Annotated in this window: 19 protein-coding genes; all 19 read right to left on the bottom strand. The window is 29.9% G+C overall.

Features of this window, described 5'->3' with window-relative positions:
* Position 1: 1 nt before the first annotated feature.
* Positions 2–1,108: a hypothetical protein gene (locus KTC94_RS13330; RefSeq protein WP_220319829.1), complete on the bottom strand. Its 1,107-nt coding sequence runs from the start codon at positions 1,106–1,108 to the stop codon at positions 2–4.
* Positions 1,105–2,580, bottom strand: coding sequence for a hypothetical protein (locus KTC94_RS13325; protein ID WP_220319828.1), 1,476 nt, complete (start codon positions 2,578–2,580; stop codon positions 1,105–1,107). The genes KTC94_RS13330 and KTC94_RS13325 overlap by 4 nt, the downstream gene beginning before the upstream one ends.
* Before the next feature lies 1 nt (position 2,581).
* Entirely contained in the window at positions 2,582–3,667 is a 1,086-nt protein-coding gene (locus KTC94_RS13320; RefSeq protein ID WP_220319827.1) for a hypothetical protein, read from the bottom strand.
* Between the two features lie 81 nt (positions 3,668–3,748).
* Positions 3,749–4,966: a glycosyltransferase family 4 protein gene (locus tag KTC94_RS13315; protein ID WP_220319826.1), complete on the bottom strand. Its 1,218-nt coding sequence runs from the start codon at positions 4,964–4,966 to the stop codon at positions 3,749–3,751.
* Positions 4,967–5,048: 82 nt separating this feature from the next.
* Positions 5,049–6,446: a GNAT family N-acetyltransferase gene (locus KTC94_RS13310; protein WP_220319824.1), complete on the bottom strand. Its 1,398-nt coding sequence runs from the start codon at positions 6,444–6,446 to the stop codon at positions 5,049–5,051.
* Positions 6,447–6,498: 52 nt separating this feature from the next.
* On the bottom strand, positions 6,499–7,716 hold the full coding sequence (locus KTC94_RS13305; protein ID WP_220319823.1) for a DegT/DnrJ/EryC1/StrS aminotransferase family protein: 1,218 nt from the start codon (positions 7,714–7,716) through the stop codon (positions 6,499–6,501).
* Positions 7,717–8,002: 286 nt separating this feature from the next.
* Positions 8,003–8,656, bottom strand: a complete 654-nt coding sequence (locus KTC94_RS13300) for a CpsD/CapB family tyrosine-protein kinase (RefSeq protein WP_220319822.1) — start codon at positions 8,654–8,656, stop codon at positions 8,003–8,005.
* A 99-nt stretch (positions 8,657–8,755) separates the two neighbouring features.
* The gene (locus tag KTC94_RS13295; protein WP_220319821.1) at positions 8,756–9,448 is read right to left on the bottom strand and encodes a YveK family protein; all 693 of its coding nucleotides are present in this window, start codon (positions 9,446–9,448) and stop codon (positions 8,756–8,758) included.
* Positions 9,449–9,694: 246 nt separating this feature from the next.
* Entirely contained in the window at positions 9,695–11,599 is a 1,905-nt protein-coding gene (locus KTC94_RS13290; RefSeq protein ID WP_220319820.1) for a hypothetical protein, read from the bottom strand.
* A 1-nt stretch (position 11,600) separates the two neighbouring features.
* Positions 11,601–12,692 carry a glycosyltransferase gene (locus tag KTC94_RS13285; protein ID WP_220319819.1) on the bottom strand — a complete coding sequence of 364 codons (1,092 nt, stop codon included), beginning with the start codon at positions 12,690–12,692 and terminating at the stop codon, positions 11,601–11,603.
* A gap of 112 nt (positions 12,693–12,804) precedes the next feature.
* On the bottom strand, positions 12,805–14,181 hold the full coding sequence (locus tag KTC94_RS13280) for an oligosaccharide flippase family protein (RefSeq protein WP_216303895.1): 1,377 nt from the start codon (positions 14,179–14,181) through the stop codon (positions 12,805–12,807).
* A 56-nt stretch (positions 14,182–14,237) separates the two neighbouring features.
* Positions 14,238–15,287, bottom strand: coding sequence for an alcohol dehydrogenase catalytic domain-containing protein (locus tag KTC94_RS13275; protein ID WP_220319818.1), 1,050 nt, complete (start codon positions 15,285–15,287; stop codon positions 14,238–14,240).
* Positions 15,287–15,997, bottom strand: coding sequence for a 2-C-methyl-D-erythritol 4-phosphate cytidylyltransferase (gene ispD, locus KTC94_RS13270; protein WP_216303897.1), 711 nt, complete (start codon positions 15,995–15,997; stop codon positions 15,287–15,289). The genes KTC94_RS13275 and ispD overlap by 1 nt, the downstream gene beginning before the upstream one ends.
* A gap of 13 nt (positions 15,998–16,010) precedes the next feature.
* Positions 16,011–17,090 (bottom strand): CDP-glycerol glycerophosphotransferase family protein, encoded by a 1,080-nt coding sequence (locus KTC94_RS13265; RefSeq protein ID WP_220286356.1) that lies wholly within the window; start codon positions 17,088–17,090, stop codon positions 16,011–16,013.
* A 75-nt stretch (positions 17,091–17,165) separates the two neighbouring features.
* Entirely contained in the window at positions 17,166–18,581 is a 1,416-nt protein-coding gene (locus KTC94_RS13260; protein WP_220319817.1) for an O-antigen ligase, read from the bottom strand.
* Positions 18,582–18,597: 16 nt separating this feature from the next.
* Positions 18,598–19,737, bottom strand: coding sequence for a glycosyltransferase family 4 protein (locus tag KTC94_RS13255; protein ID WP_216303900.1), 1,140 nt, complete (start codon positions 19,735–19,737; stop codon positions 18,598–18,600).
* 2 nt (positions 19,738–19,739) lie between these two features.
* Positions 19,740–20,864, bottom strand: coding sequence for a non-hydrolyzing UDP-N-acetylglucosamine 2-epimerase (gene wecB / locus KTC94_RS13250; protein WP_216303901.1), 1,125 nt, complete (start codon positions 20,862–20,864; stop codon positions 19,740–19,742).
* Positions 20,865–20,869: 5 nt separating this feature from the next.
* Entirely contained in the window at positions 20,870–21,979 is a 1,110-nt protein-coding gene (locus KTC94_RS13245; protein WP_220286353.1) for a capsular polysaccharide biosynthesis protein CapF, read from the bottom strand.
* An 82-nt stretch (positions 21,980–22,061) separates the two neighbouring features.
* Positions 22,062–23,078: a polysaccharide biosynthesis protein gene (locus tag KTC94_RS13240; RefSeq protein WP_220319816.1), complete on the bottom strand. Its 1,017-nt coding sequence runs from the start codon at positions 23,076–23,078 to the stop codon at positions 22,062–22,064.
* Between the last annotated feature and the right edge of the window lie 4 nt (positions 23,079–23,082).

The following is a 23,082-nucleotide window of genomic DNA, read 5'->3' as shown; positions in this document are numbered from 1 at the left end:
TTTAAGTAATAACCTCACTATTAATAATTTTCAGTATTTCACAGGCTATTTTTGAGTTATGCTTGTCAACAGAGATACTTGAAACATAAGATTCAACCCGTTCTTTATAATCACCCATATTATTGCTTACTTTAACAATCCCTTTATAAAAACAATCATCAGACTCTCCTATACCGTACTTTGCACAAAAATCCTTTAGCGGTAAGTTTTCAGTCGTTACAATTGGCAGCCCTTCAGCTAGATATTCATATACTTTTCCTGAAGCACAATACTTGTTATTCAAGTCGTTTTTATGATAGCTGACTATACCAATATCGCATCTTTGAACAATATATCTTAGTTCTGGTAAAGGGGCTTTACTGATTAACATTACATTAGTCAGATTATTTGTATCAATAATGTATTGTATAATTCGCTTATCTTCATCAGTTCCATCTCCAATAATATATAATCCATAATCGTTTGGAAGTTTTGTCATAGCAGAAACAAGTTTATCTGTAGTTCTCAAAACTGATGTTCCTCCAGTACTTACGATATTTACTTTATATTTAAAGCAATTACTATATTTTTCATCTAATGCTTTTTTATCATACTGTCCTGTTAGAAATCTAATATTTTCAAAGACTAGTGGAAATGTTTTTAATTTATATTGTTCAAACATAATTTTCGACCGATAATCATTAGCACATAATACCACATCAGATTTCTTCATTAGAACAGTCTCAAATTTACAAAATAGTCTGCCAGATATGTTTTTTATATCTTTATAAAAATAAAGTTCTCTAACATCTTGCACTATAAATTTTGGTTTAAACAGTTTTCTAATTATTAAAGCAGGTATAGATGCAAAAAGGTTATCGGAAAATAAAATATCAATATTTTCAATTTCCTTTGCAGATTTCAAACAAGTGAATAGAAAAGAAATATACAAGCGCAAACTCAAATATTTTGATTTATTTATATTCACTATGTTTTCTTTAACATTACTACACTTACTATTACCACAGCATACTAATGTAACGTCACCTATTTTTTTTGCCACATTATATATTTCTGTAAGTCGACCATCATACTCTTTTATTCCATATGAAATTAATAATATATTCATTTATTAAATCCCCCAATAGTCTTTATGCACTTTGAGCATTCGTCTCTAATTGTTAACGTTATTCGATTAGAATTATTCTTAAATAACTTTGCTACAAAGTATATTAAACCTGCAGTAAAAAGCATAATGGTAGAGAGGCTAATTAGAGGCGGTGTGTTAGCATAAATATTAGTAACAAATCTAATTAAAATATATCCAACGATATAAGTCATTTCATATGAATTTGTTTTATTAAAATATTTTTCTAATTTAATTGAAATAAATATATTTAAGCATGCAATTATTGGTGAAAATAACGCTCCAAAATAAATATAGCCATAACCTAAGCCAGAGATAACATGACCGTTCGCTTTACTTACTCCATAAATAAATGTGTTAAAGTACTCTGTTGTCATCATCATTTTGTTTTTCAATAAAAAACTAACACCAAATATTGAACGCCCAAAATCATAAAACATATTCATTATATTTAAATCCGTTACCTTTTTTAATTCAATTGTGACTGCTAGATTTTGTGTTCCAAAGAAATAAGCTTGCAAGTTTTTAGAGATAAATTCTAAATTTACATTATTTGCATTCAGTGCAGCTGTATATGAACCATAATAAGCTACAGAAAATTGTTTATATATAGTCATAACAAAAGCAACTGATATTGCAGTTATTACTATATAAGTAATTATTCTCTTTCTATATTTTTTAAAAGCTCTAGTCAAAATAAATATTACTACTAAACAAGTATATAATTGTTCAGATCTTCTACCTCCGATAATAATCCCCACATTAATAATTCCAACAATTATTGCATAATAGACATACCGTTTTTTTCCTTTTGATTCATATCTATTTTTACAGTAACTTACACTCCAAACAAAAAAGAATATCACACCACTTTTTATAATATATCTTAATAATAGAATGGGGGTGCTTGTAATATCAACAAATGCTTCCGTTTTTTCAGTCGAAATGAAGAACAATTTGATTATATTCAAGTTTCGACCAATTAATAAATACAAACTTAAAGCTATGAATATGAATATTAGATAAATGTATTTATTTCCCTTTAATTTAAGTTCATCATTTGGTTTTAATGGAACTTTATTAGATAACACCATAATCCATAAGAAAAAGCTAGTAATAATTAGCTCATACGGCACGAGCCATATAGCTAATTCAATGGACCCAGTAAAAGTTTTCATATATGAAATACCATTATATACACCCGATAAAGAACTCACAATTGGTATTAATACACATCTTATCCATGATAACAATATCGTAAAATAAACTGTTATTTTAAATTTTTTATATCTAATTAAGTTTGAAAAAATCAAAATAAATACAATTAGGAACGTTAGTGGATGTATCCACAATAATTGATATCCATCAGCAACTGAGTTTTTGGGTAATATACAAATAAGAACTCCACTTATAGAGCTTATAATAATTGTAAAATTTATTAGAAATTTTCTCATTTTAATCTTCCTCTATGAAAAGCTTATTCATTAATAAATCTAGCTTTTTATGACCTTTTAATATAACTTTTTTGAACTCTTCACAGTTCTCATGAATTTCGTCTTGATTTAGCTTACGATACCAATTATACAAATTATCACCTAAATTATTAAAGCCATCTTTTTCTATAGCATACCCAAAACCATATTTACATGATATTTCTTCCATATATGTGTTTTTGAATACTAAAATAGGAACATTAAGATAAGTTGCATAATACAATTTAATGGATAATGCAGTATCCAAATTAACCTCTCCTACTCCATATAAATTGTAAATAATATCTGCATCTTGAATTAATCCAGCTGTCTCATAAGGTTCAAATCTTCCAGAACAAAATACATTATTTATTTTTTTTTCTTTAGCGTAATTTACAATAAGTTCAGAACCTTCTCCATAAAAATTAAGTTTAAATCTACTATCATTGCCCAGGCAATCAATCAATCTATAGCAATTATCATATAAACTCATATATCCAATATAAGTAATATTAATTGGCCCTTCCGCGTCTTTTAATTTTGTATGAGGAGCAGAATCAGCCAAGACTTTCATATTCATGCTATGTATTATTACATAGTCGAACTCAGGTAAATATCTTTTAAATCCTTCGGATGACAAAGTAGAAAACGCTGATGAATATACTGCACTTTTTAGTTTAAACTTTACTATTGGATTACCTTGAAAGTAGATATCTCTAATATTTAAACAATACTTTTTATTAAAATGCTTTTTTAAAATATTTGAAAACATAAATGCCGTAAATATATTCCAGGATATAATAAAGTCATATTTGTTTTTAAGTAATATCTCTTTTGCAAATTTTTTAAAACCCCAATAACTAATTAATTTTCTAAAAAAGGACCATTTACGCTCTATATTTAAATCATATTTGTATACATTTGTTGCGTTATTATTTTCTTCAGCATTATACTTATCAATATAGATTAAATCATAGGGTATATTGTTTTTATCTAAAAATTCAGTATACAAACTAACTAATGTCATATGTTTTAAATTTACTGTACTCAAAATGCATATCTTTTTCATGTATATGTTCCTCCATATAATATTTATATATATATTAATTGTAAGATTTAAGTCTTCACCTAATTTCTCTAATATCAGTATTTAAAATTTTTCAGTAATCTTTCCTGAAAATAACTCAATAAATTTAAGGGTATTCGTATTTCTCCCATAATACTTCTTCCCAAATTCATGCCCAATTTTAGCCAAACTTTCACGCTTTTCTTTATTTTTATATAAATCAAAAATTGCATCTGCCACTGCTTTAGGATCATCGTTTGGAGCTGAGATCCCCATTTCATTTTCATTGAACATCTTATAATAATCAGAGTCATCATCCACCGAATTCACAATAGTCCTGCTACATGCCATAAGCAATCCAGCCTTACTTGGCACAGAGTTTCCAATGATTCCTTTCTTCAAAGGAATTAAGCAAATCGAGCAGGTGCTATAGACATCTGAAACCATATCCTGTGGTTCGAGTGGATAAAAAACTATATTATCTAACCCACGTTTTTCTTTTTCTCCTATAAAAGCAGCCCTCTTACTACCTTGGCCTATCATCTGGAACTCTATATCTTTGTAACCTTTGAGTAAATCCGCAACATTTAAAACCATTTTGTAATCAAATACATATCCCATTGTTCCTGCATATTGTACATAAAACTTATTCTTTTGAAGATTATATTTCTTAACAAAACGATTATCTTCCCATAGAACTTCATGTACTGTTCGATCATCAAACCAGTTTACTATTGAAAAAATTTTCTTAGGTGGAACCCCCTGCTCCACCACTTTCATTTTCATGTCTTCAGAAATAACTGTTAATATATCACTATTTTTGTATGCTACTTTTTGAATTTTATAAAATACCCATTTAATAAATCTATTGTTTATAACACCACTACTAACAGCACTACCTGGAAACATGTCTTGCACACTATATAATATAGGTTTTCTCATAAATAATTTCAAAAGAACAATTGAAAACACTACTGTGGGGCAAGACTGAACAAAGACTTCATCAATATCTTTCATCTTTATCCATATTTTAAAACATTTGAAAGCATATAAAGCCTCCTCAAAATACCTATGAATAAAAGAATTTTTATTAATTATCTTCCTGTTAATAACAGTCATCTCAAGATTACGTTTATTTTTCAATGTATCGGGTATTTCACTATTGATTTTTTTTCTTCTACTCTGTATTAAATGAATACTAAATCCACTATCGAGTAAGTCTTCTATTAATGAACTAACTAAATGGTTAGATGGACCTGGTGTGTCAAATCCTTCCGTACATATAAACAATATCTTTTTCATCGCTTCCCCCTTTTAGCTAGTCACAACAAGCTTATGCATTTAGAGTTATGTCCTTTTTATTATGAATCATCTGCTTTTCAATTTATCTATTCAAAGAAGCCACTGCTTCGTCCATGAATTCAAATTCCATATCCTTATTAGGCCAATAATGATAAACCGATCTAATCTCCTTAACTCTAAAACCATTTCTCACATAAAAATTAATAGCATTTATATTGTTACTTTGTGTACCAACTCTTATATCTTTAATATCCTTATGGTTATCATATATATATTTTTCTAAATATATCATCATCTCTTTACCTATAAATCCATTTTGCATGCCTTCTTTAACTGAAATTAATTCTATTATTGCGGTATTAGTTTTATGCTCTAATGAAAATAATATATATCCAGCTACTTTTGAATCTATATAACAATTTATAAAATATTTATTTTCATTTAAGAAAGATGATTGAACCCACTGCCCATAAACATTTTTAGCTTTGGCTTTATTTAAATATGGATCATTGAAAAATCTAGAATGCTTATAGGAATTTTTACTTATTTCTAGTATTTCGTTGTTAACCGGCAACTTATTTTGAATAGCTATATCGAATTTATTAGCATGTTTTATAGCTACATTTATTTCTTTAGTGAACTGGAAATTTATATCGGTTACAAATGCTCCTGATAATTTGGATATATATAAATTGTTAATCGAATCATTATTTACATTATCTATGACATTAAACTCATTTTTTTTTAATACTTTGCTTATTATGTTCCACTCTTTGCTCCCTATTGTTTCATCTAAAGTTACTCTTCCACTATTAACCCCAAAGTAATTAGTATCCCATTCTAAAAATTTATAATGAAGTTTGTTCATTTTCATCTCTTCTTTTCTGACCTGTTCACAATTATATATCCCCCGCTTTAATAATATAACAACTATTGTTTTAATAAATATTTTTAAATCAAGTACAAATGATACATTATTTACATAATACAAATCATTCTGTATCCTTTCTTTCCACTCAATAGAATTTCTATGATAAACTTGGTTATATCCGGTAACACCTGGTAAAACATTTAATTTATTCTTTTCATCCTTTGTGTATAAACTAAAATGATCTTCCAAATCTGGTCTTGGTCCAATAAAGCTCATATCCCCCATTAAAATATTAATTATTTGCGGAATCTCATCTATGCTTAGCTTTCTTATGACCTTACCAATCTTCGTAAGTCTAGGATCATCAACTGAATTAAATGTTGAACCGTCATTATTCCTTATATCCGACGCATTTATTTTCATAGATCTAAACTTTTTAATATTAAATATTTTACCATTCTTCCCTAACCTTTTCTGAGTATATATTATTGGTCCTACGTCTTCTAATTTAATAAATAAACCTATTACTATATAAAATATTAAAAATGCAGGTAATATTATTAATGCTAATAAGAAATCAATTATTCTCTTAAAAATCCTTTCATACATTCCTTTTCCCCTCACATACAATATTAAAGATCGTCTTATAATTGATGTCAAACTATGATAAACTAGCTGCTACCTCACCCGCCATAATTTCTTTTAAGCTCTCCACCACATACTCGACCTGTTCGTTCGTTAATCGCTGATATAATGGCAATGTAATCTCATTTTTATACATGTCAAAAGCATTCGGATAATCTATTATATCGAATCCCAACCTCTTATATGCTGTATGCATCGGCAATGGTTTATAGTGTACATTTGTTGCAATATCCTTTTGTGCCATTTTTTCTATTATTCTATTTCTATACACTTCATCTTTACCAATGAACCTTACCAAGTATAAATGACCACTTGATGAAAACCCTTCTCCATAATGCTTCATAGTTTCAACATTACATTCATTTAATGCTTTATCATACATTTCAATAATCTGTTTTCTTCTTTCCAAAATACCGTTGTATCTCCCAAGCTGTGCTAATCCCAAAGCTGCGATTATATCAGTCATATTGCACTTGTAAGCAGGATAAATAATGTCATATTCCCATGAGCCGACCTTTGTTTTTGCCAGTGCATCCTTCGACTGACCATGAAGAGAAAGGAGCATATATTGTCTATAAATTTCTTCATTATCAATCTCATGAATATCACGCCATGTAACTGCACCACCCTCGCCTGTGGTTAAATTTTTTACTGCATGAAATGAGAAACATGTAAAATCTGCTACTTCTCCACTTCGTTTCCCTTTATATGAAGCACCAAATGCATGGGCTGAATCAGCTAATACTACCACTCTACCAAATGCCTTCTGAATGTCATTCGCCGGCCTATAAAGTTCCTTTTTTCTATTAACTATTTCAAATATCTTATCATAATCACACATCACTCCTCCAATATCTACTGGAATGATGACCTTTGTTTTTTCTGTTATTGCTTTCTCTAATTGCTCATAATCCATTTGAAAAGAGTTCTTTGCAGTATCCACAAGGATAATTTTAGATCCTACATGATCAATAACGCTTGCTGAGGCGGTATATGTATAAGCAGACGTAATGACCTCATCTCCTTTTCCTACCCCTAAAACTCTAAGTGTCATTTCCATGCTTGCTGTATCTGAATTTAGGCATACCACTTTTGAGGTGTTCATATACTCTGCCATTTTTTTTTCAAACAATTTTGTTTTTGGCCCTGTTGTTATCCACCCTGATTTCAATGTATCTATAACTTCATTGATTTCAATTTCTGAAATGTCTGGTGGCGAAAATGGTATTCTCATATTTATCCCCCTCTTATTTTAAATATTTATACTCTATTTTACTCACATATGCTTCAGATTGAAGCACCAATATATAAGTTGTTTTATGTTGTATATTTCATATTGTATGTAATTTTCTTTAATTGTGTTCCAAAAACTTACATTTGATCCGCAATGCATCACAAAAAAATAAATAGATAGAATTTGCTGCAGTTCGCAAATTCTATCTATTTTGTGGTATTTATTTTTTTGATTTCTTTCTACTGCTCTTTCCTTTGCTATTATCGCTATATTAATATTGAAAGTGTTAATAGCCACTCTTTTTTAGATCTAATTTATTAATTACTACTCCTAATATTTTTGCATTAACCTTCTCAAGGAGTCCTTTAGATTTAATAACTGAATCTCGTTCCGCTTCCCCTGAAGAAATAACTAACAGACAGCCATCCGTATACTGAGCTAGAATCTGTGCATCCGTAACTAATATTATTGGAGGAGTATCCAATATTATAAAGTCATATATTTCCTTTAATTCCTCAATTAAATTTTTCATTTTTGCAGATCCTAAAAGTTCCGCTGGGTTTGGAAGCTTTGTGCCTGAAGCTAAAATATAAAGGTTTGTTATTTCAGTTTTCTGAATACATTTATTTATGTCTACTTCATTTTTATCTACCAAAATATTAGACAAGCCCTCTGCGTTAGAACACCCGAAAACCATATGTACATTTGGTTTTCTTTGATCACAATCTATTAATAAAGTCTTACTTCCACCTTGGGCCATAACTATTGCTAGATTTGAAGCAGTAGTAGTTTTCCCCTCTCCTGGTCCTGAACTAGTTACCAGCAAGGTTTTAATCTTTTTATCAAAAGAAGAGAATTGGATATTAGTCCTAAGAGTTCTATACGCCTCTGCGATTGGTATATTAGGTTTTTTAAATGTTATTAAGCCTAATCCTTTCATATATTTCACTACCTTTACTAATTTTTTTTTATGAGTAAACGCGTTAATCATCACCTGTGGTGCTGTAATATCATCACCTATGGTGCTGTTAATACCTTCCTATTTTATATATGCTGTCATTTTAGGTATTACTCCTAAAATCGGTAATCCTATATATATTTCCACATCACTTTCGGTCTTTATAGTGTTATCAGAGTATTCGAGTATGAACACAAGTCCCACGGAAATTATTAATCCTATTAAAAATCCGATCGCCATGTTTCTTACTTTATTAGGGCTAATAGGATTGGTTGGCATATTTGCCTTATCCATTACCTGTATCTCTCCACCTATAGGATAAACCTTTTTTGAGGATTCTATAAAAGAAGTTGAAATCGCATTTATAACTTTAAGGGCCTCTTGAGGGCTTTTACTCTTAGCACTAATTATTAGAATTTGAGTTCCAGCTTGGGGAGTAACAGTTATGCTATCTTTGATCTGGTTTAGAGTTAAATTACCCTTTAGTTCGTCCAAAGCTCCCTGTGCTACTAATTCAGATTGAGCAATTTTACTATAGGTTTCAACTAAATCTTGATACATCTTTACATCATTGTATTGTGTAGACCCGCTAGCAGTACTTTGTGGCTTTCCTATTATTACACTTGTTTTTGCCTCATAAGTTGGTTTAATAACATAAAAGCTCATTATACCTGCTATTATAATGGCCGCTACAGTTATAGAAACTATTAACCATAACCTTTCTTTTAGTATTATAAAAATTTCTTTAAGACTAATATCCATTTCTTGATCCATTCATATTTCCTCCCAGTAAATTACTAAAAAATAAAAAGTATACATTACTATTAATGCATTCACTTCGCTAAGGACTACTAATTTTATTTCTAATTAATCTGCTGAAAAAACATAAACTCGCTGTCGCTCAAACATATGTTTTCCTTAACGCATCTTAATTAAAAATAAAATAAGAAGTTCTAAAGCTCGCTTCAATGCATCATATGTAATATATACTTTCTTTGTGCATAAAATATTTGCTCTAATCTACTTTACTTTTTTAAGAACAACACTGTCATTATTCTTTTTCACATAATATAAAGTATCCTTTTTAATGGATTTACTCCCACCTTCAAAAATTTCTCCATAGGTTTTGTTAAACCCATCATTAGTTTTAAATATATACACGTAGGTATACTCATTTTTCAGTTTTTCTGCCCATTCTTTTGCACTTATGTCTTTAGTCCAAATATCACCCTTATAATATGGTTTACCAAGACTCCAACTACCTACGCCCAAATTAGTTTTTATAGGTGTTATATTATATCTGCTAACCCAATAATCAAAACCATTAGTTGCAACAGAAATAAAATACACTTTATCAGTTTTAGGGTTTAATACCCCTTTTATCTTTGTTATAGGCGCGTAAGGTCTACGTTCTTCTATTGTATTTTTTATATTGTAAGGGGCCAATATAGTATTACTTATAACTGGAGTTACATTTGTAATTAACAATAAAAACAATAACATGAAAATAGTACATGATTGCTTAAATTTAGTATCGTATTCTTTTTCTTTTAAACATATGATTACAACTAGAAAAATCAAGACACCTAAAAGATAGGTACTTGTATACCTTGAATAGGATGCTAAATTAGTAGCTTCATACTCTGAATATGTAAACACATATAAAATTAGTAATGATGCAGTGTATATAATACCTCCCATGAATACTGTTATAACTCCTAATGAATACCGACCTTTTTCCTCTTCATTAGAAACAAAGGTTATTAGTATAGTAGAAATTGCTATAAGTATTACTACCCAACCCATTAATGATAATTTAAGTATATAGTTTGTTAAAAAAACCTCTGTAATTGCTTTGAAAAAATTATTTATTGTTACAAATTGGTAATGCAATGCATTTCCAGTAAATAAATCTTTAAGATTTTGTAGACCAACTTCGCTTGTATTCCAGGCTACATTCGTTTTTGTAATTTTAAGATACATAGCCCATGATTTTTTTGATATTATGGCAGCAAATACAGGACATAAAATTAGAACTATTCTTTTTAAAGTATTAATCTTCGTGCCCTGATTAATGTATAACTTTAACTCCTCTCTTTTTGCAAAAAAGAGATCTACAGCAATTACTAAAATAGCTATAATCGCAAGTCCAAATCCCGGAGCTTTTGTGAGGGTTAATATAAATAAGGTTAAACTTATATTAAGAATTTTAAAAGTACTTAGTTTATTCCCATAATGGGTTATGAGTACATTTGCAAACATAACTCCGAGGATTGCATCCACCATTATATTAGTATAAAAATCCTGGAAGAATGCTAAAGGGAGTATTAATATGAAAACAAATCGAATAACTATCTTGCTAAAGTTTTTGTGTTTTACATTAATAAATATAGGCATCATTAATGAAAAATATAATATGTTCATAGCCCTATATAAATTACCCTCTGTAAACTCTCCAGATAGTTTTACCCAGAAGTATTCAAATAATGCGGTTGCAGGAGGATACCCCCTAAATGTGGTAGTTGCCTCTGGATGATTACCAAGAGCATCAAAGATATACATGTTTTTAACTACAGTTCCCCAATGTGAAAATTCATCCCAAGATGTTAGCATTCTTCCTCTTTGTGCCCACCATGCAATTACGAAGAATATCGTGAATATTACAAATCCCGGTGTTAAAACATTTTCTATGAAATTTTGCCTATTTCTATAAATATTATAACAACAAAAAACGATACTAATTAATCCAATTGCAACTACGGTGTATACACCGATTTCTAGTAAGCCTAGCATTGCAAATAAATATAAAATAATAATTATTATAAAAATCCACATTGAGAGAGTTTCTTCAATTTTTTTATTAAATTTCAAGGAAATCATAGCAGCTCCAGAGCATAATAACGCAAAGATGAGTATTAGATACATATTACAACTCCTCTGAAATGTTCATTTTCTTAAAAACCCACTCTTTTTGAATTTTGTAACTTATAAGTGACAAGATACCATCTATTATAACTTTTATAACAACCTCAGAACGTTTGAAAACAAACCAAGTAGCCGATACACTTAGTCCTGACACTAACATAAGTGTTAAACATAACACATAATATCTAACTAAGACTAATTTATCATAAGTTTTATGTTTAAATACTGCATTTTTATTTACATTATAGTTAAATAAGGAAGATATAATTCTGGAAACAATAGTTGATAACAAAATGAAATATTCCGGTGTTAGATTATAAAATAGTTTTGTAAACATCGTAAATAAGCCAATGTCCAAAACAAAAGATAAAAATGATGATGACATAAATTTAAAGAAAACTCCATAAATTTTTATTGAATCTTTTATTGGATTAAAATGGGATGATTTATTTTCTTCTATGTAAATAGTATCAATACATACTTCATCAATAGCAATATTTTTGCTCTTGCATTCAAGTAGCATGTTGGTTTCATACTCAAACCTTTCTCCATTAACACTCATTAAATCTAACGCAAAATCCGATGAAATAGCTCTTAACCCTGTTTGGGTATCCCTTACTTTTATTCCAGCTATGAGTCCAAACATCCTTCTAGTCATTATATTTCCAAACCTGCTTCTGAAAGGAATATTTGATTTTGAAAAGTTTCTAGACCCTAATATTAATTTTTCTGGATTATCTATTAGCCTCTGTGAAACTTTTATAATATCTTCAATACCATGCTGGCCATCAGCGTCCGCCGTAACAATTCCAACGCAATCTTTGCAATTGTTAAGAAAATAATTAAAACCTGTTTTAAGTGCTCTACCTTTGCCCATATTTTTTGCATGAACCAATATGTTACATTGTTTTTTAAGCCCCAATTCATTGAAAATTGGTTTATACTCCTCACTACTTCCATCATCCACTATGCTAATATTTGTAAAACCTGCCTTTGTAAGATTGTCTACTAAAGTTATTAGTTTAGTATCCGGATTAAAAGCCGGTATCAAAATCGAGATATTTTTTGATATATCTATTTTTTTACCATTCATTGTCGCACTCTCCTCATTAATACTTATATTTAAATTATGTCCAAGTAATTTTTAAACAAACAAAAACTACCGAAATGTATTGTTATACAATTCGGTTGTTTTATTATAATTTTTATACTCTATCTTTTTTTCTACTCTTTATCATTAAAAATATGTCTTTAATATCAGCATTAAATAAAATGTATTCTGTAATCATCATACTGATAATAAACATAAACGCTTTGATTAATGATGGAATAGGAATTATCCTAACAATTTGATAACAACACAAATATACTATAAAATGTATTATCTCATTTTTGTGTATTTCAAGTCCCTTAAAGTCAAATGAAGAATATACATACCATACAACTAAAGTAACAAGTGTAGCATATGCAATCATTACGGGATTCTTTAATACGTATGTCGCAAATGCATTTAATATAAATGCTAATGCTACCATTTTAGAGGCTACAATTAAATACTCCTTGCCCCTTTTTCCTACTTTATAAAGATTTGCATATAAAACATTTGTTAAAGAAATGAACGGTATCCCTATTATTAATATTCCTAGCACTTCTAAGGATGGTATATATTCTTTTAGGAAGCTCTTTACTATAAACTCCAGCACAAAATAACCAGCAGGTGCAAAACTACATATTAATATAATGTATTTTTTAACATTTGAGACGACTTTTGCGTCATCCTTACTTCTTGCTAGATAAGGATAAAACAAGACTGTGATTGAATTTATTAAAACTATAAATAAGCTTAGCATCGATACCGCAAAAGAATAAAATGCAAAATCGTTATCTGTGAATTTTATTTTAACAAACCATCTATCCAAAGTAACAAATAGAAGACTTATAGCGTTTGCTATCATTATAGTAAAACCCATACTTGTTATGGATTTTATTTCTGAGCGCTTTATCTTTTCTGATTTTTTTGCTGAGAAAATAATTAACGCTCCACTAACAATTGCTAAAACCATATTTCCAACAACTTGAATCTGCATATATAAAATTGGCGATTTTATAATTAATATAACTGCAAGAATAGATGATAAATTCACTATATTTTGCGCTATTCTTATTACTACATATTTGTTGAATTCACCTGTTGCTCTATATAATAGAGAAACAAATAACACAATCTGAAACGGTAATATATAAAATACAAAGTACCTAAACGCTATATCTTTCATAAAAAATATTGAAACTATAAATAAAATAGCTACTGCAGCTATTACAATCTTTAGCATAACATAGAAATAGCCTTTTATTTTTTCTTTTTTTATGTCTGTTATATCTTTACCACCCAATATTAAATACATTCCGTCTGAGAATCCAAAATGGAGCATTCCTGCATATGTTATATATAACGTAAATGTTTTTAGATAACCATAGGATTGCATATCAAGAACCTTTGGTATCAGTAATCCATTCAATATACCAATCAATATCCCAAAGCATTCTACAAATATTACTCTTACTGATTTTTTTATATTCATTTAATTTCCTCTAATTTCATTTAATTTATATTGCTTTAAAATTTTAAATTTAAAAATTAAAATTTAAAATTCATAATGTATTTTCCAAGTGCCCTATTTTCTGATTCTACTTGGAATACTCTATAATAATCTTTAATTCCATAGATAGGTGCTACCTCTAAAATTAATTTTGAAATATCCGATCTAAAGTCAGGTTTTTTAAGTAGCTCTGCTGCAAATTTAAAATCTTCTACATTGCTTCTTGTAATTCCATAAAATGCTAATCCTTTTTCTAATACCTTTCGGGTATTAATTTTTACGGGATTTTCTGATACACCTGTTAATACCATTTTAGATCCTGGAAGTATTGAGTTAATAATCTCATCAATTCCACTCTCAGACGCAGCGCCACCTATACATTCAAATGCAACATTAATTTTACTTTTCTTAATATCTGAATCATTTGATAGGTAAGTTTGAACACCAACAAATTTTTCTAATTTTTCTTTGTTATGGCCTATCACTATAATGGGACCATTGTGTATCTGCTTTAATACGCTGCATATTATATACCCAAGGATGCCATCACCCCAGATGCCTATAACATCATCCGGTTTTAATACTATTCTACGAATTGCTGTATTTGCCACAGAAATTAGTTCTGAGAACACAGCAATATTCGAATCAATATTATCCTCTATCTTTACAAGATTGTATGCGGGATATGCAATATAATCCTTAGAAAATCCATTGTAACTACTTGAGGCAAATAATGCTTTAGGGCAGTAGTTTTCTCCTAATCTTTTATCACTAGATAAAGCAATATCAAATTCATCTTGTTTATCTTTTGGAATCATTATATTTGGGACTAGTGCAACTTTATCTCCCTTATTAAAGGAGTTTGTAGGATCTTTCACTACTGTACCTATAGCTTCATGAATCAAATTTATTGGATATTTTAAGTTAAGTGTTCGCTCGTCACGACTGCCAAGGTAATACCTTAAATCAGCTTTACATATAGCTGCTGTTTCAATCTTTACCACTACATGTCCTGTACACACTTCTAAATCCTCTATATAAATTTCAAATCTCTTAGATTGAACTATTTTAAATCCTCGCGTTAACATTATATTCTCTCCAGTTTACTCATTTTAATTATGGACTTTAATAAAAGTAAATCTTCCATTGTAGTAATCTTAAAATTGAGTTTATCTCCGTTTACTAGATGAACTTTTTCCCCATAATTTAATACTACCCTACAGTCATCAGTAGAATCTTGAAGTTTCGATTTTGCCGCACTTTTATGAGCATCCATTATAGTTGAATATTTAAAGCTTTGAGGAGTTTGACCTAAATATAACTCTTTTCTCACTGGAATAGATGATATAGTATTCTCGTCTTTGCTTTGAATTATAGTGTCAGTGGCAGGGATAACAGTATCTACGGCGCCGTATTCTTTAGCCCCTTCAATATTATCACCTATTATTCTATGAGAAATTAGTGGCCTTGCAGCATCATGAATAACTACAATATCATCAGATGTTACATCTTCTTCAATTGCCTTAAGCCCTGCTAAAACGGATTCCTGTCTTGTTTCTCCACCATCCACTATCCATTTCACTTTATTAAGTTCGAACTTTCTAGTCCATATCTTTATATCCTCATGCCATTCTTTAAGGCAAACAACAGCTATTGCATCTATTTGTTCATGTATATCAAATGCTTCAATTGTATGTACAACTATTGGTTTACCATATATATCAATAAACTGCTTAGGTTGATCAACTATACCCATTCTAGTACCTTTTCCACCGGCAAGTATAATAGCAATATTCATTAATATCTACCTCCTATTTTTTATCTACAAGATCTAATATTAAACTCCACACTCTTTTGCAGCTATTTCCATCCAAGTAATGATAGAAGTTCTTTTGAGCTGCTTCTCTAATAGCTATATATTCATCCTTTTTGCTCGTATCTTTTATGTAACTCATTAAATTATCAATGCATTTTAATTTAGGACCAGGAGTATCTATATAGCTAGTAAAATCTATAGCAAGTCCTCGTTTTTCTTCATACTGTTCTATATCGTATGGCATAAAACAAATTGGTCTATCTAGTACTAAGTAATCCACATAAATTGAACTATAATCAGTAAGTAGCATGTCAGACACTGCCAGGATACTTTGAGTGGACATTTCTTCATCAAAATCCATTGTTAAAATGTTACTCATATTATCAAAAACTTTATCATCTATTAGCCTCTCTAAATAGTGAGGACGATAAATCATTTTCCAATTTTGCTGTCCCATAAACTCATCAAACTTTATCCAGTCCTCTTCAGTAAATGGGAAAGCTTTTTCTATTTCGTAACCTCTCCAAGTTGGACAAAACAATAAAATTTTCATTCCGAAAGTATTATGTTTTGAGTCGAACTTTTCCCTACATCCAGAGATGTATTCTTTGTCAAACAACATATCATTTCTTGGTAATCCAAGTGGCATATAATTTGGAAGAGGACACTTATCAAGTTCTGTAGATCTTAAAAAATACGTGCTATCTCTTTCAGATAGTGTTACAACATTTTTTATTTTAGTTCTAATACCCTTATAGATATCCATTGTTTTTTTAATATCAAGCTCACTATTTCCTGGAGTATTTTTAGTGCCATACCCATGACTCATAAAAACACCATTTTTAGTTTTTGAAAAAACGCTAGTTGTATAATCAGAAACAACAGCAGAATAATTTTTAAGCATCTGACTTGCTCTTATAATATAGTGTAAGATTTTAATATTTTTATACTTATAAAAACTGCTATATTCCACTACAATGTCAGATCTATTTTTTTTTATGTTTTTTTCATAATAATTGAGTAAAGCTTTTATATTATCTTCAGTCTGAGATGTTAATAATATTCTCTTTTTCAAAGTTTTTCTCCCACCTTAATTATAACCTACGAAGCTATTTATCTTCTGCGAAGCTATTCCCCATAGGTTCTGTATTTAAATGTTACCAGTTTTGCTTTCTTTGTAGTGGTGATCTGCCGCTGATGCAATTCCAAGGCAAAACCACATAATATATGTCGCTTGGAAATTTAAAAGTATAAATGATTGTATCAAACTTATAAATGCTGCTGACACAATCGGAAGTACGCAACAAATCCTGAATTGCAATGGAATATTTTTTAATTTAATTACTACATAATAACAAGCAGAAAATAAACCTGCAAGGTATAATATTAACCCTACTAGTCCCCATCCCATCCAAGTTTCAAGTATGAAATTATGGGCAGGTCGTGGTGCTTTGTTTGCATTGGCTATTTGCTCCTGCATAGGTGTTAATTCTTTTTTCGGTTCTATCTTTTTCGTAGATGTTTTCTCTTTTATAGGCGTTTGCTCCGCAGTTGGTGTTTCTACTTGAGTTTTAGTGGGTATTTCCTTATAAGCTACTGCAAATGTACCAGCTCCCAAAACAGGATTCTTCTTTATTGAAGTCCATGCTTTTGCCCAGAATATGCCACGTATTTTATCACTAGCTTCAGTAGTTGCTACACTATCCTCTTCTGCATCTTCAGGTTTTGGTTGTGCAAGGCCTGGAATTCTAGTAACAATAACAGAAAATGATCTATATACATTACTTTTGGATTTCATAAAATTTAGTGATGTAGCAATTATTGTAACAACAATACATGCCATAGTAAATAATATAACTTTTTTAAGTGAACACCATTTAAATCCAAATACTAATAAAAAGGATACTGTAAGTACTCCCCCCATCATTACCCATCCTGAGCGACCCCCGGAAAGGAATGCAAAAACCATACTTATCCCCATATTTGTATATGCAATTGGTGCAATCCATGATGGTAATCTTTTTTCCTTGCTTTCTTTTATTGCCCATACTGTAAAAGAAATAAACATGATACATATATACATATATATATTGATATTATCTAAAAACTTCAATTTTCGAATATCTGAAAATCTAAAACAATCGATTAATTCTCTTATATTTAATGCAGAATAAAGAACTATTATTCCACTTAAAAGCTGGTTTACTTTTGGTTTGTATTCATCAATTAGAAAAAATATAGATGAACCAAGTATTAATGATCTTATTGGCCATATTGTATCCTTGAATGGTAAATGTAGTATAGTTCGCGCACCAAATAGTATAACGAAATATATACCAAATCCAAACAATATCCTAAATACTTTTTTTGATAATACAGGGAAAATATAATTACGCTTATATACCCCACGATAAATAAACAAGTAAAGAAAAAATCCTATTGCAATTATTTCTGATAAGGCAATGCTCACAGGCCCCATGGGAAATAATACTATAGTTCCTACTATTAATAGGCAGACAAGTGCTATAACCCAAAACCGTTTGTTAAATGATAAAAAAAAGCTCATACTTTCTTCTCCTTTATTACTTTAAGATAATATTTTCTATTCTACCTACAAATGCTTTTCTATTATACTCAGCTAAACATTCATGATAATTTTTCTTAGAATATTTAATATAGTTTTCATTACATTTCTTTATAGCTTCACATATTGAATCTGGATCTTTTTTATTGCATTCCGCTCCATTTTCTCCATCCTTAAATATATCTATTATCCCACCTTGAGTTGTGGTTATAATAGCGAGCCCATTCCCCATTGCTTCTAAAATGGAAATTGGTTGACCTTCATTTGGATAATATGTAGGAAGACAGAATACATGATTATCTTTAAGTAGAGCTGCTTTTTTATCACCTTTAACAACCCCATGATATGTAACGTGCCCCCCAAGTTCTTTACTCATTTCATTAACAGTATTAACTATTTCTGCTTCTATGTTACCTGCTAAATTTAAATGAAATTTGAAATTTTCTTTTTTAAGTTTTATGCAAGCCTTCAGTAAATCTAAAATACCTTTGCTCTGCATTAGGTTACTTAAATATAATATTTTTAATTCTTCTATTTTACAATTATTATTCAGTTGATTTTTTTGTAATTTTTGCGCAAATTCTTTCTCTGTCAGCATATATTCGTCCTGAACGCCATTCTCACAAACAAAAACTTTATTTTTTTCAAGTATTCCATCGAACATTGCTCTTAGTGAATCACCTAGAACTATAACACCATCTGTTTTATTAAAATAAGATGTTAATGCTTTTTGCTTTTTTACATCTACTGAGTCATACATAACGCGGACAAATCCACCATGAAATTCAATATAACATTTGGTTTTTTTAAAATTAGCCACGTTTATAAATGGAGTATACTTCAAAAATCCCAAATAACTTTGTGCAGGCGTAATATATACTACATCAAATTTTTCAAATAATATCTTGTAGCATCCAATAGCTATTGGCCTAACACTATTTAATATTTTTTTAATACTAAATTTACCTTGCGCCTTTAAACTTGTAAAAGTTCTTTCTGCATTACTATCTATAAATTCAACTTCATGGCCATTTTCTAATAAGCCAGCTAAAAGCATTTGATTAGACACAGACATACCTGTTATAGGGTCTGGAAATGGTCCTATCATTAAAATTTTCTTCTTTTTTTCTGGACTCATTATTACTTCCTCCATATAAACTTGTTTATGGCGCTTGTATACCCTTGAATAATATTAACAACCTTTATACCAACATTTATATCTGTATAATCATGAGCTTTCACAGTTTTTTCTCCTAATGATTTTTGCATAGTTATCATTTCTATAGCTTGAGTTATGCTATCAGAAGTTATTCCACCAAGTATTACTGAACCTTTGTCAATTGCTTCTGGTCTTTCAGTACTTGTTCTTATTGAAACCCCTGGGAATTCCATAATGTTCGTTTCTTCCGCAAGTGATCCACTATCAGATAAAACGCAGAATGAATCTTTTTGAAGTTTATTGTAATCATAAAAACCGAATGGCTTTAATTGTTTTATATTTTTATGAAATACTATCCCTTTTTCTTCAATTCTTTTCCAGCTTCTTGGGTGTGTTGAATATATAACTGGCATATCATAAGTTTCTGCTATTGCATTTAACGCATCTGTTATACTCTTAAAGTTTTCTTCATTATCTATGTTTTCTTCTCGATGAGCACTTACCAAAATATATTTACCTTTTTCAAGACCTAATGTTTCGAGCACGGGACTTTCATCAATTTTATCCATATATCTATGGAAAACTTCTGGAAGTGGTGATCCAGTAACAAAAGTATATTCCTTTCTCATTCCTTCTGATAACAAATATCTTCTCGCATGCTCTGTATATGCCATATTAACATCACTTGTAACGTCAACTATTTTTCTATTTATTTCTTCAGGTACATTTTGATCAAAACATCTGTTTCCTGCTTCCATATGGAATACAGGGATTTTTAATCTTTTAGCAGCAATAACACTAAGGCAACTGTTTGTATCCCCAAGTATTACTAATGCATCTGGTTTTTCCTTAACTAATATTTTATAACTCTCAGCTATTATGTTACCCATAGTTTCTCCAAGATCACTTCCTACAACTCCTAAAAAGTAATTTGGTTCTCTAAGCTCTAGCTCTTTAAAGAAAACATCGTTAAGTGTATAATCCCAATTTTGACCTGTATGTACAAGAATATGATCAAAATATCTGTCACAAGCTTTTATAACTTCTGATAGTCTTATTATTTCAGGTCTTGTTCCTAGTATTGTCATTACTTTAAGTTTTTTCATAAGTTCTATACCTCCAAGTGAAATGTGTCTGGTTTTTTTGGATCAAAGCATTCATTAACCCACATTATTGTCACTAAATCGTTCTCACCAATATTTACAATAGAGTGAGTGTATCCTGTAGGAATATCTACTACTTCTAGTTTATCTGCATTAACTTTATATTCAATTATTTTATCTGTTCCTATCTTTCTAAATCTAATAACTCCTTCACCACTAACCACCATAAACTTTTCGTTTTTAGTATGGTGCCAATGATCACCTTTTGTTATTCCAGGTTTGGATACATTTACCGAAACTTGTCCATTTTCAGCTGTTCTAATAAATTCCGTAAAAGATCCTCTGTTATCTTTATTCATTTTTAAGTCATAAGAAAATTTATCTTCTGGTAAAAAGCTTAAGTAAGTACTATAAAGCTTTTTAGTAAGTTCATCACCCATATTTGGCACACTTAAGTCAGATCTGCTTTCCTTAAAGCTTCTTATCTTTTGCGCAAGGTCCCCTAGTTTAATATTATGCACAATAGGTACATAACAATATTCGTCTTTTTTGCTTTCCATGTTTTCTAATGCTCTAATAAATTCATCTAATACATCATCTATATAACATAAATCTAAATCAGCATCTGAATTTGATATCTGTATTTCTATGCCTCTTGCAATATTATGACAGAAGGTAGCTACTACAGTATTATAATTAGGTCTACTCCATTTACCAAATAAATTTGGCAATCTATAAACCAGTACCTTTGCCCCAGTTTCTTTATTGTAAGCAAATAATAAATCTTCGCCTGCCTTTTTGCTAATGCCATAAGGATTTTCTTTTTCTGCTTGCACAGAAGATGTTATAAGCACCGGTGCTTTATTATTATTTTTTTTAAGAAGGTCAAGAAGCACTGATGTAAATCCAAAATTACCTTCCATAAATTCACTTTCATCTTTTGGGCGATTAACTCCAGCTAGATGAAAAACAAATTCACATTCTTTAGTGTATTTTTCAAGAAGTGATTCTTCAGTTCCTAAATCATATTCAAATATATCTGTATAACCTTTATTTTTAAGTTCTGCTATAATGTTTTTTCCTACAAATCCTTTTGCGCCAGTAACAAGTATTTTCATATTTACCTCACATTTCGTCTGTTTTATTTAAACAATTCCACAATACTAAGTATTAATACCTAATATTGTGGACTTCACTAATTTAAGAATTGGTTTTTAATTCTTCTTGTATATAATCAAGTTTAAGTAACTTTTCTTTTATCTGCTCTACATTAAGAATTCCAGTGTTTTGAGAGTTATATTCTTGCTCTGTGGATAGTTTTATATCGCCTTCAACAAAATATTTATCGTAGTTAAGATCTCTTTTATCTGCTGGAACTCTGAAAAATCCCCCCATGTCCTGAGCAACTACAAACTCTTCTTTTGTAAGAAGTGTTTCATATAGCTTTTCTCCATGACGAGTACCTATAATTTTAACTTCATTTTTCGAATTGAATAATTCACCCACTGCTTGTGCTAAATCTCGTATTGTTGATGAATCAGATTTTTGAACCATTATGTCGCCTGCCTTGGCATTTTTGAATGCAAATATTACAAGTTCCACGGCCTCATCGAGGCTCATAAGGAACCTAGTCATATTAGGATCTGTTACAGTTAAACACTCTCCATTCTTTATCTGTTCAATAAATAGTGGAATTACTGATCCTCTTGATGCCATAACATTTCCATATCTAGTACCACAAATAAGTGTCCTATCCGGAGATACTGTTTTAGCTTTAGCCACAAATACTTTTTCCATCATAGCTTTTGAAATACCCATAGCATTTATTGGATATGCTGCTTTGTCAGTGGAAAGACATATTACTTTTTTGACTCCATACTCAATTGCTGCTGTAAGCACATTATCTGTTCCTATTACATTAGTTTTTACCGCTTCAAGAGGAAAAAACTCACAAGATGGAACTTGTTTTAAAGCAGCTGCGTGGAATATATAATCTACTCCATGCATAGCATTTTTTACAGAGGCTATGTCCCGTACATCACCTATGTAGAATTTAATTTTATCATTTTTATATAATTTTCTCATATCATCTTGTTTCTTTTCGTCCCTTGAGAATATACGAATTTCTGCTATATCTGTATCAAGAAATCTTTTCATTACAGCGTTCCCAAAAGAACCTGTTCCTCCTGTAATTAATAATGTTTTACCTTTAAACATGGTA

Source organism: Clostridium sp. CM028 (assembly GCF_030585565.1).
In the GTDB taxonomy this organism is placed as follows: Bacteria; Bacillota; Clostridia; order Clostridiales; family Clostridiaceae; genus Clostridium_AD; species Clostridium_AD estertheticum_B.
Note: the sequence above shows the minus strand (reverse complement) of the source record. Positions and strands in the feature narration are given on the sequence as shown.

Excerpts from the sequence above, each read along its gene's own strand:
- KTC94_RS13300 (WP_220319822.1), bottom strand. The coding sequence starts at position 8,656 with ATGAAAGGATTAGGCTTAATAACATTTAAAAAACCTAATATACCAATC.
- KTC94_RS13280 (WP_216303895.1), bottom strand. The coding sequence starts at position 14,181 with ATGAATATAAAAAAATCAGTAAGAGTAATATTTGTAGAATGCTTTGGG.
- KTC94_RS13255 (WP_216303900.1), bottom strand. The coding sequence starts at position 19,737 with ATGAGTCCAGAAAAAAAGAAGAAAATTTTAATGATAGGACCATTTCCA.
- KTC94_RS13315 (WP_220319826.1), bottom strand. The coding sequence starts at position 4,966 with ATGAAAAAGATATTGTTTATATGTACGGAAGGATTTGACACACCAGGT.
- KTC94_RS13325 (WP_220319828.1), bottom strand. The coding sequence starts at position 2,580 with ATGAGAAAATTTCTAATAAATTTTACAATTATTATAAGCTCTATAAGT.
- KTC94_RS13245 (WP_220286353.1), bottom strand. The coding sequence starts at position 21,979 with ATGAAAATACTTGTTACTGGCGCAAAAGGATTTGTAGGAAAAAACATT.
- KTC94_RS13310 (WP_220319824.1), bottom strand. The coding sequence starts at position 6,446 with ATGTATGAAAGGATTTTTAAGAGAATAATTGATTTCTTATTAGCATTA.
- KTC94_RS13330 (WP_220319829.1), bottom strand. The coding sequence starts at position 1,108 with ATGAATATATTATTAATTTCATATGGAATAAAAGAGTATGATGGTCGA.
- wecB (WP_216303901.1), bottom strand. The coding sequence starts at position 20,864 with ATGAAAAAACTTAAAGTAATGACAATACTAGGAACAAGACCTGAAATA.
- KTC94_RS13305 (WP_220319823.1), bottom strand. The coding sequence starts at position 7,716 with ATGAGAATACCATTTTCGCCACCAGACATTTCAGAAATTGAAATCAAT.
- KTC94_RS13320 (WP_220319827.1), bottom strand. The coding sequence starts at position 3,667 with ATGAAAAAGATATGCATTTTGAGTACAGTAAATTTAAAACATATGACA.
- KTC94_RS13240 (WP_220319816.1), bottom strand. The coding sequence starts at position 23,078 with ATGTTTAAAGGTAAAACATTATTAATTACAGGAGGAACAGGTTCTTTT.
- KTC94_RS13260 (WP_220319817.1), bottom strand. The coding sequence starts at position 18,581 with ATGAGCTTTTTTTTATCATTTAACAAACGGTTTTGGGTTATAGCACTT.
- KTC94_RS13290 (WP_220319820.1), bottom strand. The coding sequence starts at position 11,599 with ATGTATCTAATACTCATCTTTGCGTTATTATGCTCTGGAGCTGCTATG.
- KTC94_RS13275 (WP_220319818.1), bottom strand. The coding sequence starts at position 15,287 with ATGTTAACGCGAGGATTTAAAATAGTTCAATCTAAGAGATTTGAAATT.
- KTC94_RS13295 (WP_220319821.1), bottom strand. The coding sequence starts at position 9,448 with ATGGATCAAGAAATGGATATTAGTCTTAAAGAAATTTTTATAATACTA.
- ispD (WP_216303897.1), bottom strand. The coding sequence starts at position 15,997 with ATGAATATTGCTATTATACTTGCCGGTGGAAAAGGTACTAGAATGGGT.
- KTC94_RS13285 (WP_220319819.1), bottom strand. The coding sequence starts at position 12,692 with ATGAATGGTAAAAAAATAGATATATCAAAAAATATCTCGATTTTGATA.